General features: G+C 74.7%; 14 protein-coding genes and 2 pseudogenes. 9 read left to right on the forward strand and 7 right to left on the reverse strand.

The window, feature by feature from the left end; all coding sequences use genetic code 11:
* Positions 1-216: 216 nt before the first annotated feature.
* The 7 genes and pseudogenes from ACSMXW_RS15940 to ACSMXW_RS15970 all read left to right on the forward strand — a co-directional run bounded on the left by ACSMXW_RS15940 (position 217) and on the right by ACSMXW_RS15970 (position 6,520).
* Entirely contained in the window at positions 217-2,508 is a 2,292-nt protein-coding gene (locus ACSMXW_RS15940) for a potassium channel family protein (RefSeq protein ID WP_485808075.1), read from the forward strand.
* 261 nt (positions 2,509-2,769) lie between these two features.
* A pseudogene (locus ACSMXW_RS15945) lies at positions 2,770-3,977 on the forward strand (helix-turn-helix domain-containing protein).
* Positions 3,978-4,083: 106 nt separating this feature from the next.
* Positions 4,084-4,482 (forward strand): DUF6415 family natural product biosynthesis protein, encoded by a 399-nt coding sequence (locus ACSMXW_RS15950; protein WP_485807141.1) that lies wholly within the window; start codon positions 4,084-4,086, stop codon positions 4,480-4,482.
* 283 nt (positions 4,483-4,765) lie between these two features.
* Complete coding sequence (gene tgmA, locus ACSMXW_RS15955) at positions 4,766-4,987, forward strand: putative ATP-grasp-modified RiPP (RefSeq protein ID WP_485808077.1); 222 nt, start codon at positions 4,766-4,768, stop codon at positions 4,985-4,987.
* 26 nt (positions 4,988-5,013) lie between these two features.
* The gene (locus ACSMXW_RS15960) at positions 5,014-5,262 is read left to right on the forward strand and encodes a hypothetical protein (protein ID WP_485807142.1); all 249 of its coding nucleotides are present in this window, start codon (positions 5,014-5,016) and stop codon (positions 5,260-5,262) included.
* Between the two features lie 522 nt (positions 5,263-5,784).
* Positions 5,785-6,006, forward strand: coding sequence for a hypothetical protein (locus ACSMXW_RS15965; RefSeq protein ID WP_485807144.1), 222 nt, complete (start codon positions 5,785-5,787; stop codon positions 6,004-6,006).
* A gap of 127 nt (positions 6,007-6,133) precedes the next feature.
* A complete protein-coding gene (locus ACSMXW_RS15970; protein WP_485807145.1) occupies positions 6,134-6,520 on the forward strand; it encodes a DUF1304 domain-containing protein in 387 nt (128 codons plus the stop codon).
* Positions 6,521-6,570: 50 nt separating this feature from the next.
* On the opposite strand, the gene ACSMXW_RS15975 is transcribed toward ACSMXW_RS15970, so the two are convergent.
* The 7 genes from ACSMXW_RS15975 to ACSMXW_RS16005 all read right to left on the reverse strand — a co-directional run bounded on the left by ACSMXW_RS15975 (position 6,571) and on the right by ACSMXW_RS16005 (position 14,131).
* Positions 6,571-8,769 carry an ABC transporter permease gene (locus tag ACSMXW_RS15975; RefSeq protein ID WP_485808079.1) on the reverse strand — a complete coding sequence of 733 codons (2,199 nt, stop codon included), beginning with the start codon at positions 8,767-8,769 and terminating at the stop codon, positions 6,571-6,573.
* Between the two features lie 183 nt (positions 8,770-8,952).
* Positions 8,953-9,762 carry a molybdate ABC transporter substrate-binding protein gene (gene modA / locus ACSMXW_RS15980; RefSeq protein ID WP_485807147.1) on the reverse strand — a complete coding sequence of 270 codons (810 nt, stop codon included), beginning with the start codon at positions 9,760-9,762 and terminating at the stop codon, positions 8,953-8,955.
* A 168-nt stretch (positions 9,763-9,930) separates the two neighbouring features.
* The gene (locus ACSMXW_RS15985; protein WP_485807149.1) at positions 9,931-10,326 is read right to left on the reverse strand and encodes a TOBE domain-containing protein; all 396 of its coding nucleotides are present in this window, start codon (positions 10,324-10,326) and stop codon (positions 9,931-9,933) included.
* Between the two features lie 624 nt (positions 10,327-10,950).
* Positions 10,951-11,817: a tyrosinase family protein gene (locus ACSMXW_RS15990; RefSeq protein ID WP_485807150.1), complete on the reverse strand. Its 867-nt coding sequence runs from the start codon at positions 11,815-11,817 to the stop codon at positions 10,951-10,953.
* Between the two features lie 121 nt (positions 11,818-11,938).
* Positions 11,939-12,415: a tyrosinase family oxidase copper chaperone gene (locus ACSMXW_RS15995; protein WP_485807151.1), complete on the reverse strand. Its 477-nt coding sequence runs from the start codon at positions 12,413-12,415 to the stop codon at positions 11,939-11,941.
* A 720-nt stretch (positions 12,416-13,135) separates the two neighbouring features.
* Positions 13,136-13,735 (reverse strand): vitamin K epoxide reductase family protein, encoded by a 600-nt coding sequence (locus ACSMXW_RS16000; protein WP_485807152.1) that lies wholly within the window; start codon positions 13,733-13,735, stop codon positions 13,136-13,138.
* A gap of 117 nt (positions 13,736-13,852) precedes the next feature.
* The gene (locus ACSMXW_RS16005; RefSeq protein ID WP_485807154.1) at positions 13,853-14,131 is read right to left on the reverse strand and encodes a hypothetical protein; all 279 of its coding nucleotides are present in this window, start codon (positions 14,129-14,131) and stop codon (positions 13,853-13,855) included.
* A gap of 716 nt (positions 14,132-14,847) precedes the next feature.
* Here ACSMXW_RS16005 and ACSMXW_RS16010 point away from each other — a divergent pair.
* Complete coding sequence (locus ACSMXW_RS16010) at positions 14,848-16,095, forward strand: glycosyltransferase (protein ID WP_485807155.1); 1,248 nt, start codon at positions 14,848-14,850, stop codon at positions 16,093-16,095.
* A 1,856-nt stretch (positions 16,096-17,951) separates the two neighbouring features.
* Positions 17,952-18,578, forward strand: a pseudogene (locus ACSMXW_RS16015) (sugar transferase); the annotation flags it as partial.
* Positions 18,579-18,853: the final 275 nt, after the last annotated feature.

Raw genomic sequence — 18,853 nt, forward strand, 5'->3', positions numbered from 1 at the left:
GTAGCGGCCGGCAAGAATGCACGGGCCGGACACCCGGAATTCGGCAGGTGTACGGGTGCCGTTGGGATGGCGCGGCGTCAACCGGAGCGCGTGCACCGCTTGTTGGCCGGCCGGATGGGAACTATGCCGTGCCGTGGGGCAGTCTTTCCCTACGTGGCCAGTCTTCCGAGTCTTCCGCTGCAAACCGCCGCGCCGCCGAAGGACGTCACCGGGACCATGGTGGTCTGCGGGGACGACGCCCTGGCGCACCGGCTCGCCGCCGAGCTGCGCGGCCTCTATGGAGAAACGGTCACCCTGGTGGTGCCGGGTCCGGGAAGCGACACCGGTCAGCCGGCCTCCGGCCGGGCCCGCGCCTCGATGCTGTTCGGCCGGATCTCGGCGGCCGTCACCCGCGCCACCGGCGCCGCGACCGCGGCGGCGGGCGGGGGGAACGGCGCGAACGGCGCGAGCGGGTCCGGAGGCGGCGAGGCGGTGCCCGGCCGCGCCGGCTCCGGCACCCGGCCTGCGCAGGGCGGCCGTTCGACCGGCCCCGCCGCCGAGCGGGGCGGACGATCCGCGGGACCGGCGGACCGAACCGGGCGCACCGCGGGGCCCGCCGAGCGGGGCATACGCCCGCCGGGGACGGCCGAGCGGGGTGCCGGAGAGCGGGGCATGGAGGCCGCCGACCGGATCATCGAGGCGCCCGAGCTCACCGAGGACGTGCTCGCCGACGCCGGTGTGCAGCAGGCCGCCGCCCTCGCCCTGGTCCATGACGACGACGAGACCAACATCCGCGCCGCACTCGCCGCCCGCCGCCTCAACCCCCGGCTGCGCCTGGTGATCCGGCTCTACAACCGCCGCCTCGGCCAGTACCTGGAGGACCTGCTCGACCAGGCGGCGGCGATGGTCAGTCCCGGCATGGACACGGCGGAGCTGGACGCCTCCACCACCGTCCTGTCGGACGCCGACACGGCCGCGCCCGCGCTGGCCGCCACCGCGATCGCCGGCTCCAGCAAGGTCGTCCGCGCGGGCGGCCTGCTGCTGCGGGCCGCGGAGGTCGACCCGCGGCGGGGCGAGGCGGCCGGGCAGGGCATGTGCGTGCTGGCGCTGCTGTCGTCCACCGCCGCCGATCCGGCCGGTGCCGAGGGCTCCGACATGAGCGGCGCGGAGCGGCCCCGGCTGCTTCCGGACGAGGCGGAGGTGGCCGCGGCGGCCGGCCGCGGCAAGGTGGTGCTGCAGACCGTGTCGTACTCGGGTCCGCAGCCGGCGCGCAGCCGCAGCGTGCCGCTCGGGTGGCTGCTGTCGCGCCGGCTGCGCTGGTCGTTCACCGTGCTGGTGGGAGCGGTGCTGGCGCTCGCGGTGGCGTCGATGCTGACCACCGGCGACCACCCGCTGCACGCGATCTACCTCACCGTGCTGGACCTGCTCGCCATCAACGACCCGGCGACGCACGGGCCCAGAGCCCGGCAGATCCTGCAACTCCTCTCCGGGGTGGTGGGGCTGCTGTTGCTGCCGGTGCTGCTGGCGGCGGTCCTGGAGGCGCTGGGCAGCTTCCGGAGCGGGTCGGTGGCGCGCCGGCCGCCGCGCGGCCTCTCCGACCACGTGGTGCTGCTCGGCCTGGGCAAGATCGGCACCCGGGTGCTGGTGGAGCTGCGGAAGCTGAACATCCCGGTGGTGTGCGTGGAGTTGGACCCGGAGGCGCGGGGCATCGCGGTGGCGCGGCGGCTGCGGGTGCCGGTGGTGCTGGGCGACGTCACCCAGGAGGGCGTCCTGGAGGCCGCCAAGATCCACCGCGCGGGCGCGCTGCTCGCGCTCACCAGCCTGGACACCATCAATCTGGAGGCCGCGCTGATCGCCCGCTCCGTCAAGCCGGAACTGCGGGTGGTGCTGCGGCTGTACGACGACGACTTCGCGACCGTCGTCTACCGCACCCTGCGCGCCGCACACCCGCATGCGCTCACCCGCAGCCGCAGCGTCTCCCATCTGGCCGCGCCCTCGTTCGCCGGGGCGATGATGGGCCGCCAGATCCTCGGCGCGATCCCCGTGGAGCGGCGGGTGCTGCTGTTCGCGGTGGTCGACGTCGCCGGGCACCCCCAGCTGGAGGGTCACACGGTCCGGGAGGCATTCCGCCCCGGCCAGTGGCGCATCCTGGCCCTCGCGGCCCCCACGGACCCCTCGGCGGAGCGCCCGCCGGCGACCGGCGGCCGAACGTCTGGTTCCGGCTCCGGCGGGCGGACGGCGGGCTCCGGTTCCGGTTCCGGTTCCGGCGGGCGGGCACCCGGGTCCGGCGGACGGGCGTCCGGGTCCGGCGGACGGACGTCCGGGTCCGGCGGACGGGCGTCCGGGTCCGGCGGACGGACGGCGGCCTCCGGCGGTCGGGCCCCGGGCTCCGACCGGAACCCCGACCTGGTCTGGAACCTGCCTCCCGACACCCGCCTCCACCCCGGCGACCGGGTCGTCCTCGCGGCCACCCGCCAGGGCCTGGCCGAGCTTCTGGGACGGCGGACGCGGCATTCGGCGCCGCGGTGAGGGAGCGCTGGGCGCGACGGCGCGGCCTGCCCCGAGGTGCATGAACGCCTGTCCGGCCCGGCAGGTCGCGCCGGGCCGCCGCCTCGGCCCGCCCGCCAGCCGGGGCGCGTGCCGCCCGTCACCTGGGGTCTACGGGCGGCGTAACCGGACACCGCTCACAAGCAGGCGGTGCTGCCCTACGCTTGACAGTCACGAAGCCGCAAGGAGGGCGAGGCCGCCGTGACTTCCTCAACCGGTACTCCGGACCCCAACGCCCACCCGCTGGCCTTCGGTCAGCGTTTGCAGATCCTCCGGCAGCGGAGAGGCATCACGCGGGATCAGCTCGGCGGATTGCTGGGGCTGACCGGGTCCTGGGTGAAGGGCGTGGAGAGCGGTCGGCTCCAGACCCCGAAACTGGACGTCGTCCTGCGCATCGCGGAGATCCTGCGGGTGCGCAACCTGGCAGAGCTCACCGGCAACGACATTCCGGTCGACCTCTTCGCCGGACCGGGCCATCCCCGTCTGCCCGGTGTCAGAGCGGCCGTCGATGCCTTTCCCGTCGCCGACCGCACAAAAGCGCCGCCGATCGCCCATGTGCGGGCGCGTCTCGACCTGGCCTGGCAGGCACGTCACAAGGCGCCCAACCACCGCGACGTCATCGGTGCGCTCCTTCCTGACCTCATCCGGGACGCCCAGGCCTCCGCGCGGCAGGCGGACACCTCCGTTGATCGGCGCAGGGCGCAGGCTCTGCTGAGCGAGACCTATTCGCTCTGCCAGTTCTTCGTGGCCTACCAGCCGGACGCCGCACTCCTGTGGCGCGTCGCGGAGCGGGCCCTGGTAGCGGCTCAGGAGAGCGGCGACGCAAGGGCGATCGGCGTGGCCGCCTGGCTCGCCGCCGAGGCCCACCGGGATTCCGGTCCTGCGCATTTCGACGCCGCCGACACCATTGCGCAGGAAGGCCTGGCCTACCTCGCACCCCTCTCCCCGACGCCTCCGACGACGTACTGGCCATCGCGGGCGCGTTGACGTTCGCCGCCGGGTACACCGCGGCACGCCGGATGGAGACCGGCACGGCATGGCGGTACTGGGACCAGGCACGCGCCATGGCGGACCGCCTGCCCGAGGACTACTACGATCCCATCACGTCCTTCTCCCGGGCCATCATGGGCGCTCACGCGGTCACGATCGCCGTCGAGCTGCGCGCAGGTGGCGAGTCCGTTCGGCAGGCTGCGGCTGCCGACACGGTCACGATCCCGTCCCGACCGCGCAGGGCCCGGCACCGCATCGAGGAGGCCCGGGGATACCAGCTCGACGGACAACCGGACGTCGCGCTGGCCACGCTGGACAAGGCTCATGAGGCGGCCCCGGAGACCATCAAGTACAACGGCTACGCGAAGTCGATCGTCCTCGGAGAGACCGAATCCAAGGTGCCGGCCCGCCGCCGCCGTGCTTCGCAACTGGCCGTCAAGATGGGCCTGCTCACCGCGTGACCCATGGGGGCACATTCTGTGTCCCCTCTTCCGCACACCGGCTCCTACCGTCATAACCCGCCCCGGCGACCGCGACACGGGGCGTGGCCGACGGCAAGGAGACGACGTGCGCAACGACAGCGGTCCCTCAGCAATCTCCGGCGGCACCGTCCGTCCGGACATCGAGACGATGCGTGCGGCCGCGGCCGAGGCACTGGCGCAGGATGTGCCGCTCCGGCGGTTCGATGAACTCGGCGAGGTGACGCAACGGCTGTCCGCGCACCTCCTGCGGCTGATCCCGCTGGTGGAGAGCGCGGCGAAAACGCCGGACGCCGAGCGGACTGACCGTGCCGACCAGGTCGCCGCACTGGCCGCCGTGGAGAACGCCCGGGTCCGCCTGGCCGCCTCCCCGGGGCCGGGACTTGTGTCCGCCACGCAGCACGCCCGCAGCCTCGCCCGTGAGCTGGCCTGGCTGTGCGACCACTACGTGGTGCTGACCGGCGCCCGTGCGGGGGAGCCGGCATGAGTGGCACCAACACTGTACGAACAGGAGAGGGAGACCAGCCCCCCGTGACCCTCATGTACTGCGTCCGCTGCGACCAGCCCATCCGCCAGGGCGAGCCCTACGAGACCCACATCCACCACGGGGCCAGCCTCGCGGGCACGACCAACCACTCACACAAGCAGTGCCCGTACCCGGGGCATGGGCGGGCGCCCAGGCCGCGGACCATCCCGGCATCGACGAAATCGGAGGGAAAATGAGCGGTAACTCCGTCAGCATGGAGTCGGCAGCGCCGGTTCCGTGGGGAATGGGCCGCATGGCCCCACTTCGGAACGGGGAGCTGTCTCCCTGGCAGTACGCGGGAATCGACCCGGAGACGCAAACCGGCCGATGGGTGGGAAATGACGGTGTGCCGACTCCCGCGGAGCTCGGTAAGCACGGCACTTCCGTCAACACCTACCCGCCTGCCCAGATCGGGAAAGACGGCAAGATGGACGCGGACAGCGGACACGACGCGACGCAGGATTGAGAGGAAATGAAGTGAAGGGGCGTCCGGTGCTGGTCGTCACCGAGTTCGAGGACCCGACCGCTGATCTGGTCATTGCGGAGTTGAACCGGCGCCGGGTGCCCGTTCTTCGTTTTGATCCGGGGCGGGACTTCCCTGATCCCTTGGTCCTCTCTGCCCGCGTCGGGCCGGGCGGTTGGGGTGGGCGGCTGACGGTGGGCAAACGGGCGGCGGACCTGGCGAGCGTGCGTGCTCCGTATCACCGTCGCCCCCAGTGGTTACACGCCGAATGGTGGTGATCAGGCGTCCCGGTTCATCGCGCAGGAAAACCGGCGTGGCCTCGGAGGAGTGTTAGCGGCTCTTTCAGGGTGCTTCTATGTGAGCCACCCCCAAGCTATTGCCCGCGCCGAGTACAAACCCGCACAGCTTGCGGCAGCGATCCGCGAAGGGCTCAGCGTACCCGCCACACTGATCACCAGCAATAAGGCGGAAGCGACGTCATTCGCCACCGAACAGCCCACCATTTACAAGCCGTTGCATGCCGGCGCATACCAGGTTGACGGCGAGCCTGCTGGTATCTGGGCTGCCCCGGTCGCTCCCGGCGAGATCGACCACAGTGTGAGCCAACGGCGAGCGGGCACGTGCTGGGCGGGCACGTGTCGTTCATGCTCGCGGTCCCACACTCCCCCGGCGCTGGGCATGCTGCCGGATCTCGACGCCGGGGAGGCCCTTCCCACGGACGTGGGTGGTGACGTGCTGGACGACTGGACGGCACGCTTCGTCGCGCAGTTCGCGGCACCGGGAGCCCAGCGCTCCCACTGGTGCGGAACGGGCGGGACGAGTTCGTCGTCATCGACGTGGCGGCCGGGGCGTGGGCGGTCGCGTACCACGACCGGGGCCGTTGGTTGGTTCGGCAGGGTGGGCCCGTCCGGCTGTGGGATGCGATCGCGGACGGGATCCGGCGGTGGCGCGACGCCGGGCAGCCGGCCGCCGAGCGCCTGCGCCTGCACGTCGGGCCGAGCGGGCAGCGCCTCACCTGGTAGGGGTCGCCCCGACACCTGACGCGGGCGGCCTGGTGCCGGGGCCTCGTCGGTACCCCCGGCGCACCGGCCCGGGGCGGGGCAGGCGATAGTGCCCTGGCAACAGGGTGTCGGGTCGTCAGGAGTGAACGTGCTGGTCGTCGGGCTTGTCTTCGCGGTGCTCGCCGCGCTGATCCATATCTACATCTTCGTCCTGGAGTCCTTGCGGTGGACCGCTCCGAAGACCAGGGCGATCTTCGGCACCTCCGAGGACGAGGCCCTGGCGACCCGGCAGTTGGCGTTCAACCAGGGCTTCTACAACCTCTTCCTGGCCGTGATGGTCGCGCTCGGCGCGGCGGTGGCCCTCGCCGGCGACGGCACCGTGGGCAGGACCCTCGTCATGGCGGGAACCTCCTGCATGGTGCTCGCCGGCCTGGTCCTCGTTCTCGGCGACCGCACCAAGCTCCGCTCCGCCCTGGTCCAGCTCGTCGCCCCGGCGATCGCGCTCCTCGCGCTCGGGCTCGGCGCTCTGCGCTGACAGCTCCGCCGGTCCCTCCACCGCGTCCGGACGGAGGGCTCCGCACCGGCTCAGGTCGGGACCAGGGTGATGTCCGTGGCCTTCACCGTGGTGTGTACGGGGGTGCCCTCCGCGAGGCCCAGGTCGGCGGCGGCCTGGGGGGTGATCTCGGCGATCAGGTCCGGGGTGACGTCGGAGCTGATGAGGACGCGCAGGCGGCTGCCGAGCGCGGTGATCTCGCGGACCGTGCCGGGCCAGACGTTGCGCGGGCTGCCGCCGGGGCGTTCGCGGTGCACGGCGACCGTCTCCGGGGCGATGATCGCCAGCGCCGGGGCGCCCGCGGGGGGCGGTCCCGGTTCGGACGGGTCCACGGTGGGCGGCGTCGTGGGCGGGGCGATGACGACGTGGCCGCCCGTGGTGAGGGCGAGGCCGTCGGGCGTGGTGGTGCCGGGCCAGGCGTTGCGGCCGAGCATCCCGGCCACCCAGGGCGAGCGGGGGTGCCGGGCGACCTCCGCGGGCGGGGCGTCCTGCACCGCGCGGCCGTGGTCGAGCACCAGCACCCGGTCGGCCAGCGACACGGCCTCCACCGGGTCGTGCGTGACGATCAGGCAGACGCCGCCGAAGCCGGCGAGGTGGGTGCGCAGCGTGTGCCGTACCCGGGCGCGGGTGGTCTGGTCGAGCGCGGCGAGCGGCTCGTCGAGGAGGAGCAGCCGTGGGCGCGGCGCCAGCGCCCTGGCCAGCGCGACCCGGCCGGCCTGCCCGCCGGAGAGCTGCGCGGGCCTGCGGTGCGCGAGGTGGCCCACGCCGAGCCGGTCCAGCCACTGCTGGGCGGTGCGGCGGGCCTCGCCACGCGGCACGCCCTGGGCGCGCAGGCCGTACGCGGTGTTGCCGAGCGCCGTCAGATGGGGGAAGAGCGCGCCGTCCTGCGGCACCCAGGCGACCCCCCTGCGGTGCGGGGGCAGCGGGGTGACGTCGGTGTCGCCGAGGCGCAACCGTGCGGTGGCGCGCGGGGTGAGGCCGAGCAGGGCGCGCAGGAGGGTGGTCTTGCCGGCGCCGTTGGGGCCCACCACGGCGATGGTGGTGCCGGGCGGGGCGTCGAGGGTGAGTTCGTCGTAGCCGGTGACGGTGGCGTGCAGGGCGTGCACGGCATGCAGGGCGTGCAGGGCGTGCAGGGCGTGGCGGTCGGCCGGTGCGGCCGGTGCGGCCGGGAGGGCGGGTGCCGGGGGTGTGGGTGCGGCTCCTGCTCCTGCTCCGGCTTCGGCTCCTGCTTCGGTTCCGGCTGGCGACACGCGTGCGGGTGTGGCGGGCGTGAGGGATGCGGGGACGGGGGTGTCGCCGGTCTCGGTGGTGCCGTCCGGGGCGGGCCGGGACCGTCCGGATGAGGCCCCGGCACCGCCCGCCGGGCGGAGCAACCGGCCGAGGGACCGGGCGAACCGCCGTTCCCCGCCCCCCGTCGCCCCGCCCGTGCCCGCCGGTGCCGTCGTCCAGCGGCCCCGCAGCGCCACCAGCACCGCCATCGCGATGGCGAGCAGCAGCAGGGACACCGACGTCGCCGCCTCCGGGTCGTCCTGGAGGAGGAGGTAGACCCGCAGGGGGAGGGTCTGCGTGGTGCCGGGGAGGTTGCCCGCGAACGTGATCGTGGCGCCGAACTCACCGAGCGCCCGGGCCCAGGTGAGCGCCGCGCCCGCGGCGAGTCCCGGGGCGACCATCGGCAGGGTGACGGTGCCGAAGACCCGCAGCGGCGAGGCGCCCAGCGACGCGGCCGTCTCCTCGTACCGGGGGCGCAGCCCGGCCAGCGCGCCCTCCAGGCTGATGACGAGGAACGGCATCGAGACGAACGTCGCCGCGACCACCGCGCCCGAGGTGTGGAACGGCAGCGTGATCCCGAACCAGTCCTCCAGCCAGGGACCGATGAGTCCGCGCCGTCCGAAACCGAGCAGCAGGGCGACACCGCCGACCGTCGGCGGCAGCACCATCGGCAGCAGGACCAGGGACCGTACGAACGGCTTGCCGGGGAAGTCGGCCCGGGCCAGCAGCCACGCCAGCGGCACGCCGAGCAGCAGGGAGAGGCCGAGGGCCCAGCAGGAGACCAGCAGCGACAGGCGGATCGCCTGCACGGAGTCGTGGCCGGTGAGGTCGTGGCCGAACTCGCCCCAGGAAGTGCGGGCGAGGACGCCGAGCAGCGGCAGGAGCAGGAACGCGACGGCGAGCAGCGCGGGCAGGGCCAGCGTCACGGGCGCCCGTGTCCGCACCCGCCGCCCCGCCCGCACGGCGCCCTCAAGGCCGGTGCCCGACCCGGATCCGGGATCACGCGGCACACCCTCCGCCCCGGCCCCCGGACCGGGGGACCCGGCACCCTCCGCACCGCGTTCCGGCCCGCGCGGCGCGCCCTCCGCGGCCGTGCCGCGCGGTCCGTTCTCCGTCGCCTCCTCCGGCATCCCACGCCACCGTCGCTACGGCCGCTGGAACCCCGCGGCACGCAGGAGTTTCTGCGCCTCGGGGGACGAGAGCCAGTGGACGAACGCGGTGGCCGCCGCGCCGTGCGCGGACTGCTTGAGGGTGGCGGCGGGGTAGGAGGCGAGGGCGTTCTGGGCGTCGGGGATGGTGACCGCGTCGACCTTGCCGGGCGCGGTGGCGGCGTCGGTCTTGTAGACGATGCCCGCGTCGGCCTCGCCCAGTTCGACCTTGCTGAGCACCGCCCGGACGTCGGCCTCCTCGGAGACCGGGTGAACGGTGATCTTCTGGGCCCGGAGCACCTGGTGGCTGTAGTTGCCGACCGGTACCTCGGGCGCGGCGAGCACCACCTTCAGTTTCGGATCGGAGAGGTCCCTGAGGCTCCTGATCTTGTCGGGGTTGCCCTTGCCGGTGGCGATGACCAGGCGGTTCCTGGCGATCACCGTGGGGGTGCCGGTGTCGGAGCGCACCCCGTCCATGGTCTTCTGGTCCGCGGTGACCAGGACGTCCGCGGGCGCCCCCTGCTTGACCTGGGCGGCGAGTTCCTGGGACCCGGCGAAGGAGAACGTCACACGGGTGCCGGGGTGCTCCTTCTCGTACGCGGCACCGGCCTTCTGGAAGACGTCCGTGAGCGAGGAGGCGGCGAGCACGGTGAGGTCCGCCGCCGGCGGCCCGCCCGCGGACGCGCCGCCCTTGGTGCCGCTCTCGGCCGCACCGCCGCCGTCCCCGCCGCAGGCGGCGAGCGTGGCGAGCAGGGCGGCCACGAGCACGGCCGCGGTGGTGCCTCGGCGGGTGAGGTGGATCGGCATGGGCGGCCTCCTTGGGCGGACGAGGACGGTAGAGGGCGGTAGAGGGCGGGCCGGACGAGGGCGGTCGGACCGGACACGGGCGGACCGGCGGGGGAACGGGGCCGGCGGGGGGAACGACGGCCGGGGCGCCGGTGGGGCGCCGGGGTGCGCGCCGGCGTCAGCGGCGGTTCAACCGCGGTCGATGTGCACGTTGGTGGCCTTCACCCGGGCCGTGGCCTCCATCCCGACCTCCAGGCCCAGCTCCTCGACGGCCTCCCTGGTGAGCAGCGACACCAGCCGGTGCGGGCCGGCCTGGATCTCCACCTGGGCGGCGACGTCGCCGAGCTTGACGCCGGTGACGATGCCGGGGAACGCGTTGCGCGCGGAGGTGTACGACACCTCCTCGTCGTCACCGCCCTGCTGGCCGATCTCCACGGAGAACGCGGCGAGATCCCGCCCGCCGATGAGCCGCCGCCCGCCCTCGTCCCGATGCGTCGCGACCCGCCCGGCGTCCGCCCAGCGCCGCGCCGTATCGGGACTGACGCCCAACAGACGCGCGGCCTGACCAATGGTGTAGGACTGCATGCGCGTCAATGTATGCGGCGATTCCTCTTATCTGCAAGGAATAGTTTCCCATGGCTTGGTATCTGCGATGCGGGAAGCCTGGCCGCGCCACTGAGGCCGACGGTCGGCGACCGGCGGCGTACGGCCGACGGCGTACGGCCGACGGCCGACGGCTGGGGACAGGCGGCTGGCGGCAGGCGGCGACGCACCGCAGGCCCAGGCCACCGTGCGCGGCGGGACCGTCTCGTCGGCACCGAGTACGACCGAAAACGCGAGCGACCCTCCGCCCGACGCCCACCTACAGGACCAGGGCCCCCACAGGGGCGCGGGGAACTGCGCGACCAGCACCCACGAAACCCGCAGACCGCCACCGCCCGCCAGGGGCAGATGCTGCCGCCTCCCGACCACGGGGCCGCAGGCAACCACGAGACCACAACCCCCACAGGGGCGCGAGGAACTGCGCGACCAACCCACACGAAACCCACAGACCACCACCGGCCACCAGGGGCAGATGCTGCCGCCTCCCGGCCGCAGGGCCGTGGGGGCCGCGGGGCCGCCGGGGCCACGGGGGCCGTGGGGGCCGTAGGCCCCCGAGGGCCGCAGGGTGCTCGCGCGGTTCCCCGCGCCCCTTCGGGGCGCAGAGGCTCAGGAGTAGCGGTAGATCCTGCTGTGGCTCTCCAGCTGGGACGGCCTGACGCCCCACGGCGGCATCGGCTCGTCGCGGGCGACGATCCTGCGGTACTGCGAGTGATTCGCCCCCGGCGGCCTCGCGGGCTGGTAGGCCGCGCCCGGGTGGGCCTTCTGCCACTGCGACCAGACGCGGTCGATCATGGCGTGGTGCAGCCAGAAGACGGGGTCGTTGTTGGAGCCGGCGCCGAGCATGTGCCCGCCGACCCAGCGGTGCACGCGGTTGTGGTTCTGGTACTGGGCGTTGCCGGATCCGCTGCCCCAGCCCTCCAGCTTGTTGCGGAAGCCCGAGGCCGAGACGGAGTTCCACGGCGAGACGTCGAAGACCTTCTGGCGGGTGGCCACCGCGAGCTGCGCCTTGGTGGGCAGCGAGATGGGCTGCTCCGGGTGGCCTAGGTCGCGCATCAGGAAGGGGTCGTCGCTGACGCTCTCCGTGATCTTCCAGTGCCCCTGCCGGTAGGCGAACGGGCCCGTGGTCACCCGCCGGTCCCCGTCGCGGCCGTTGCCGCCCAGGAAGTCGGCCGCCCACAGGGACGACGACGGACTGCGGTCCACGGTCCAGTCCCAGTACGGCACGGTGACCGAGGGGTCCACCCGCTGCAACTCCCGCTCGAACTCCAGCAGGAACTGCCGGTGCCAGGGCAGGAACGAGGGCGTCATATGGGCGACCCGGAGACCGGGCTCCCCGTCGGAGACGTAGTACTGGATGTGGATGCGCACGAACTCGTCGTAGACGCCCGTCCTCTTGAGTTCGAGCACCGCATCGACGAATCGCTTCTTCTCGCTGCGCGTCAGCGCGTTCTGGTTCTTGCGGATGTACACCATGACGGCTTCCTTGTGAACGGCTTCCTGGTGACGGCTTTCCTTCGGCCGAGGGCGGCGGGGCGGGCCGGGACCGTACGACGGCGCCCGGCGCCGCGGGCGCGGGGGCGCCCTGAACGCGCCGTCAGTGGACGTGCTCGCGGGCCAGCCTGGAGGTGCCGAGTGCCTCGACGGCGCCGCGGGCGGCGGCCAGCACCGTCGGGTGGGAGCCGTAGTGGTCGACCATGCTCAGGTAGCTGCCGTCCGCGCGGCGCATCAGGTGCAGCGGCCGCCCGTCGATCAGGACCTCGATCGGCCGGTCCGCCTGATCGTGGGAGGCCATGGCGGTGTGGCCGCCGGCCCCGCCGGTGCGGCCGGTGCGGCCGGTGACGTGGTCGAGCAGGGCCCGCTGGCGGGCGTGGATGTGCCGGCCGCGGTACACCTCGTCGAAGAGCACCTCGTGGGCGGGCCCCGGGGCGCGCCCGTCGGTCGTGCCGCCCTGGGCCGGCGCGCCGGGCTCCCGGGCGTCGGCGACGACGGGCACGATGGCGGCCGCCGCGGCGGCGGAGGCGCCGGAGGCGAACAGGGCCCGCAGCAGGGCGCGGCGGCTGCGGGCGGTCATGACCGCGGCACCGGTGCCGGGCGGGCGGCGCGGCCGTCGTGTGCGGGCAGTGTCATCTGTGATCGGTCCCTTCGCGGTAGCGGTGCGGTGCACACGGCGCGTGCACGCGGTGGTGCGCACGCGGTACCGCGCACACGGCACGGTCCGCACGGTGCGGTGCACGCGGGTGCGCGGGCGGTGCGGTGCGCACGGTGCCGTGCACGCGGTGGTGCGCACGGTGCCGTGCACGGGTGCGCACGGGGTGCCGTGCGCCGGTGGCGCCCACGGGGTGCGGTGCGCACGGGTGCGTTCTGGTCGGGCGCGGGGCGGGTGGCGCTCCGGCGCTCCGTTCTGCCACGCGCAACGGCACACCACCCCGGAGGGCATCGGGTACGGGGCCGATTCACGGCGGAATTCGCCCGGGCGCAGCAGTGCGGACCGCCTTACAGGTGACGCGGCGTCAGCACCGCGTTCCGGCGACACGGTCGGTGTTCCGGGCCAGCCGCCGTTCCCGGACGGCCGGTGTTCCCGAACGACCGGTGTTCCCGAACGACCGGTGTTCCCGGACGACCACCGTTCCCGGACAGCCGCCGTTCCCGGACAGCCGCCGTTCCCGGACGACCGCCGTTCCCGGACAGCCGGTGTTCCCGGACAGCCGCAGGCAGCTCAGCCCGTCCCGGGACACGCCCGGCCCCGGCCCCGGCTCGTCCCGCCCCCCGGCCGGGTCCCGAAGGACCGGTCTCAGCCGGTGCCGGTACCGGTCCCCGTCCAGAAGGACCACCAGCGGGTGAGCACCATCGCCCCGATCACGCCGAGGTGCACGACGGGCGGCGCCCAGGCGAAGTCCGCGAGGAACGCCCGCAGTCCCGCGGGCGCCGGGAGGAAGCCGCAGCGCGCGGTGAAGGACGTCACGCACCAGAACATGACGACGGTGGCGGCCCAGGCCAGGCAGCACCACAGGCAGAGCGCGTGGATCCGGTACAGCGACTGGAACTGGAGCCAGCCGCAGAACCCGGCGCCGAGCAGCGCCCCGGTGTTCAGGCCCAGCCAGAACCAGCGGGGGAAGCGGGCCCCGGCGAGCAGGCTCACGCCCACGCAGACCACCACCGCGTACGTCACGAGGCCCAGCATCGGATTGGGGAAGCCGAACACCGACGCCTGGGCGCTCTTCATCACACTGCCGCAGGCCACCACCGGGTTGAGGCTGCACCCGGGGGTGAAGTCGGGGTCCTTGAGCAGGGCGAACTCGTCGAGCGTGATCACCCAGGACGGCAGCAGACCGGCCACCCCGGTGAGCGTCAGCAGGAGCGCGAAGGGGCGGGCCGCGCCGCTCCTGAGCACAGCGGCGTGGCTGCCGCGGCTTCTGCCGGCGTGTGCCGGGGCCGGCGGCCGGGCGGCGCGATGGCGCGCCCCGGCCGCCGGGCGCCCGGCCGGCCGACCGGTGAGGAGGGGCACCGGTCAGCCGACGGGCAGGCCGCCGAGCAGCTTGCGGGTGACGCTGTTCTGCTTGACCTGGTTCGTCAGGCCCTGCACCGCGGAGACCGGGGAGGTCTCCTGCTCGGGCGCGAACTGGCGGGCGCCGACGAGGTGGGGGTCCACCGCCTTCTTCTTCGCGACCGTGTCCAGTACGCCGCCCACCGACACGGGTGCGGCACCGGAGGCGGCGTACGACGGTGCCGCGGCACCGGCGGCCGCCAGGGCACCGGCGAGGACCGCGGCAGCCTTCAGGGGCTTCATGGTGTTCCTTTCTCCGGCGACGCACATCGCCGGCGGACGTTCGCGTCCGGACACCGGCGCGTGTCCGATGCCCTTGCTTCGACGTGCACAACGAGCCCTGAGCGGTGCGGAAACTCTGTCCACGGTAAATTCCGCGGGTCCCACCCGATCGTAGGCAGCGGCACGCCGATGCTCGTACGATCACATGCCGGAACGGGGGCGGTGAATTCCCCCCGCGCGACGGGTAATTCGACGCTCGGCGCGCCGAATTCCGGTGCGGCGAGAGGGATTTCGACCTCCGGCCTCCGGTCGCGCCCGACCCGGGCACGGGGCTGTGACCTGGGCACACCGCCCGCGAGACAGCGCACACCCCCCGCCGGCCGCACCCACAATTCGGATCGCCACATCATCCAGAAGTAATGCAACCCGATACGACACACAGAATCCTGGGAAATTATCGGATACGTTCACAAATCAGCTACAGTTGCGCTTCCTGAAACCGTCCTGACGGCACCGGCGCGGGCGCGGCTGATCGTGTGATTTTTACGCCCCGCGGGTTTCAGGACCCCCGCATCCCGAAAGGGCAGAGTCGGCCATGCGTCATTCTCCTGGTCTTTCCCCGTCTTGTCGTCCCCACGGCCGCTCGTGCGCACGGACCTCCCGCGGTCACCACGCGGGCCCGGGCCCGCGGGGCCCGCTCCCGCCGTACGGAACCGGTGCCCGCGCCGTCGCCGCCGATGCCCTCCGGTAGCCCACGGACGCCGCCTGCCCGCACCGATCCCGCCCCGGCCCCGCGCCGCGCCCTGAAGGTCCTGCACGTCGTCCAGCCGGTCGACGGCGGGGTGGCGCGCGTGGTCGTGGACCTGGTGGCGGCCGGGCCGGCCGAGGACCTGCACACCACCGTGGCCTGCCCCGCGGACGGCGCCCTGGCGGGCGCGGTACGCGGGGCCGGCGGCGCGGTGCGGCACTGGGCGGCGGGCAGGGCGCCGGGACCCGGGCTGCCCGGCGAGGTGGCGCGGCTGGCGCGGCTGGTGGCCGAGGTGCGCCCGGACGTGGTGCACGCGCACAGCGCCAAGGCGGGGCTCGCCGCCCGGCTCGCCCTGCGCGGCCGGGTGCCGACCGTCTTCCAGCCGCACGCCTGGTCCTTCGAGGCGGTGGGCGGCACGACCGGGCGCCTCGCCCGGCGCTGGGAACGGTACGGGGCGCGGTGGACGGCCCGGATCGTCTGCGTCAGCGCCGCCGAGATGCGCACCGGGCAGGCCGCCGGGATCGACGCCGACTGGGCCGTGATCCCCAACGGCGTGGACACCGGGCGCTTTCGCCCCTCCCCCGCCCCGGCCGCGGACCGGCGCGCCGCCCTGCCCCTGCACCCGGACGTGCCGCCCGGCGCGCCGCTGGTCGTGTGCGTGGCCCGGCTGTGCCGGCAGAAGGGCCAGGACGTGCTGCTCCAGGCCTGGCCCCTGGTGGCCGGTCAGGTCCCGGGCGCCCGTCTCGTGCTGGTCGGCGACGGGCCCGCGGCGGCGGCACTGCGCCGCGCCGCGCCGCCGTCCGTCACGTTCGCCGGGCCGACCCGCGACCCCGCCGCCTGGTACCGGGCCGCAGACCTGCTCGTGCTGCCGTCCCGCTGGGAGGGCATGGCGCTGGCACCGCTGGAGGCGCTGGCGTGCGGCACCCCCGTCCTCGTCACCGATGTGGCGGGGGCCCGCGAGGCGCTGCCGGCCGGTCAGGAGCCGTACTGCCTGGTCCCGCCGCAGGACCCCGCCGCGCTGGCCGGCGCCGCCGTCGCCCTGCTGCGCAACGCCCCGCTCCGCGCCGAGCTGGGCCTGGCGGGCCGGCGGCACGTCCTCGCCACCCACGACGTGCGGCGCACCGCCGCCGCGGTCGCGGCCGTGTACCGGGCGCTGCCCGGCACCGGGCGGACCGGGCCCACCAGGGACGCGGCGCACGCGGCGTCCACCGATCGCAGGGAGTCCCTGGCGTCGTGACTGCGGAAAGCACCGTTCCCTCCCCTGCCGGCCGGCCCCGGGCGGCAGGCGCCGCCGCGCCCGTCGCGGTCGTCCGGCCGCGCGTTCCCCTGCGCGGGCTCCGCCCGCCATCCGGGCCGCGCCGCGCGGTGCGGCACGCCTCGCCGCTGCCGCTGCTCGCCGTGGACGCCGCGGCGGCGCTGCTCGGCATCGCGGCGGTGGCGGCCGCGGCGCGTGCCGGGGCGCTCGGCTGGCGTGCCACGGCGCCCGGCGCCCCCGCCGCCGCGCACGCCTGGCCCGCCGTCACACACGCCTGGCCCGCCACCGCACACGTCTGGCCCGCGACGGCGCACGCCTGGCCGGCCGCCGGACACGGGTGGACGGCGGCCGCGCACGGCTGGCCGGCGGCCTGGCCCGCCTTGCCGGCGGTGGCGGCCGTCTGGCCCGTGGTGGCGCTGCTGCTGACGGTGGCGGTGCTGCATGCGCGCGCCGGCCTGTACGGGACGCGTGCCGTGCCGCCGCCGCCCCGCGCGCCCCACGTACTCGACGAACTCCCCGCGCTCTGCGGCCGGATCACGGCCGGCTGGGTGCTGCTCGCCGCGCTGCTCGCGGGGCTCTCACCGGACCGGGCCATGCCGCTGCCCGCGCTCCTCGCCGGCTGCGCGGTGCACGCCGCGGCGAGCTGCGCGGGACGGGCCGCGGTGCACGGACGGCGCCGCCGCAGGGCCGTCCGGCACCCGCACCCCGCCCTCGTCGTCGGCCCCGCGGCCACCGCCCAGCGGGTCGCGGCGGCCCTGCTGCGTCACCCCGCCTGCGGGCTGCGTCCGGTGGGGGTGGCGACCCTCGACATGGGGCCCGGCCACCAGGGCCACTCGGGCCACCTCAGTCACCAAGGACACCCTGGATACCTCGGACACCACGGACACCTCGGATACCCCGGACACTCTGGACATCAAGGGCACCCTGGACACCAGGGACTCCAAGGACAGCAGGCACACCAAGGGCACCCCGGGTCCCGCGCCGCGGAGACGGTTCCGCTGGCGGGGGCGGGCGGCGACGGGACGCCCGCACCGGACCGGGCGGCGGCCTCCGGCGCGGGAGAGTCGGGCGCGGGAGTGTCGGGCGCGGCCGCGTACGGGGCCACGGCTTCAGAAGAAACGGATCTGCCGGTGCTGTCCGCGCTCCCGGACGTGCGGCGCGCTCTGGTGCAGAACTCCGTGCGGGCCGCGCTGTTCGTGGCGGCGGACGACAGAGAGTACGGGCCGCTGCTGGGGGTGCTGACGGAGTACCAGTGCATGGTGTGGCGGCTGGACCCGGAGCCGCCGGCCGCGGTGCCGCATCCGGCCGCCGCGCGCCACCCCGCGGCCGTACCGAGCCACTCCGTGCCCGTACCGGACCGTCTCACGTCCGTACCGGACCACCCCGTATCCGTACCGGACCACCCCGTATCCGTACCGGACCGTGGCACGTCCCGACCTGAGCACCCCACGTCCGCAGCCGGCCATCCCACGGCCGCGTCGGGGCACCCCGCGGCCGTGTCCGAGCACCCGGCGGCCGTGTCCGGGCACCCCCCGGCCGTCCCCGGGCACCCCACAACGAGTGAGCCGGACCATCCCACGGCCGTGCCCGCGCAGCCCATGGCCGTACCGGCGCACCCCGCGGCCGTGCCGCACCCGGCGACCGATCCGTTGGCGGCGCGGACCGGCGCCGTCGGTGGTGTGGGCGGAGGCGGTTGCGTTGACGGGAGCGGTGGCGGGGCTGGTGGTGTCGGTGTCGGTGGCGTTGACGGGGCCGGTGGTGGTGTCGGTGGTGCCGTCGGTGGCGTCCCGTACCGCCCGGCGGTCCCGGCCCGGCGCCCGTGTCCGCCGGGCCCCGGGCACCTCGCGGGCTTCCCCTGCACCCCGCTGTCGCCGCTGCGGTCCGCCCGCCCCTCCTGGGCCAAGCGGGCGCTGGACGTGACGGTCTCGGGGCTGCTGCTGATGCTCGCGGGACCGCTGCTGCTGGGCTGCGCGGCCGTGCTGCGGCTGATCGACGGGCCCGGCGTGGTCTTCCGGCAGGAGCGCGTCGGCAAGGACGGACGGCCGTTCACGCTGCTGAAGTTCCGCACCTACCCGCCCGCCGACGCGCGGGAGGCCAGCACCCGCTGGAGCATCGCGGGCGAGGTGGGCATGAGTCCCTTCTGCCGGTTCCTGCGGCGCACCTCCCTCGACGAGCTGCCACAGCTGTGGAACGTCTTCCGCGGCGACATGAGCCTGGTGGGGCCCCGGCCCGAGCGGCCGCACTTCGTGGCCAAGTTCAGCCGGATGCACCCCGGCTACGCCGCCCGGCACCGCATGCGGACCGGGATCACCGGACTCGCCCAGATCCACGGCCTGCGCGGCGACACCTCCATCGAGGACCGGTGCCGCTTCGACAACGCGTACATCGACGGCTGGTCGTTCTGGCAGGACATCTGCATCCTCGTGCGCACCGCCGTCATCCTCGTCCGGCCCACGGGGAGCTGAGGCACCGTGCGACGAACCTCGGCGGGATGCGCCCGTATGGTCCGCAAGGGCGGGAGGGCCTGGAGGATCTGGGTGGTCCGCAAGGGCTGGGCACTCCGTAAGGGCGAGGTAGCGCGGGCGGACGGGGGGACGCGGGCGGACGAGGTGGCGTCTGCGGGCGAGGTGGCGCCTGCGGGCGAGGTGGCGCCTGCGGGCGAGGGGACGCGGGCGGACGAGGTGGCGTCTGCGGGCGAGGTCGCGCGGGCGGAAGAGGTGGCACCTGCGGACGAGGTCGA

Source organism: Streptomyces sp. DSM 116793, assembly GCF_057320905.1.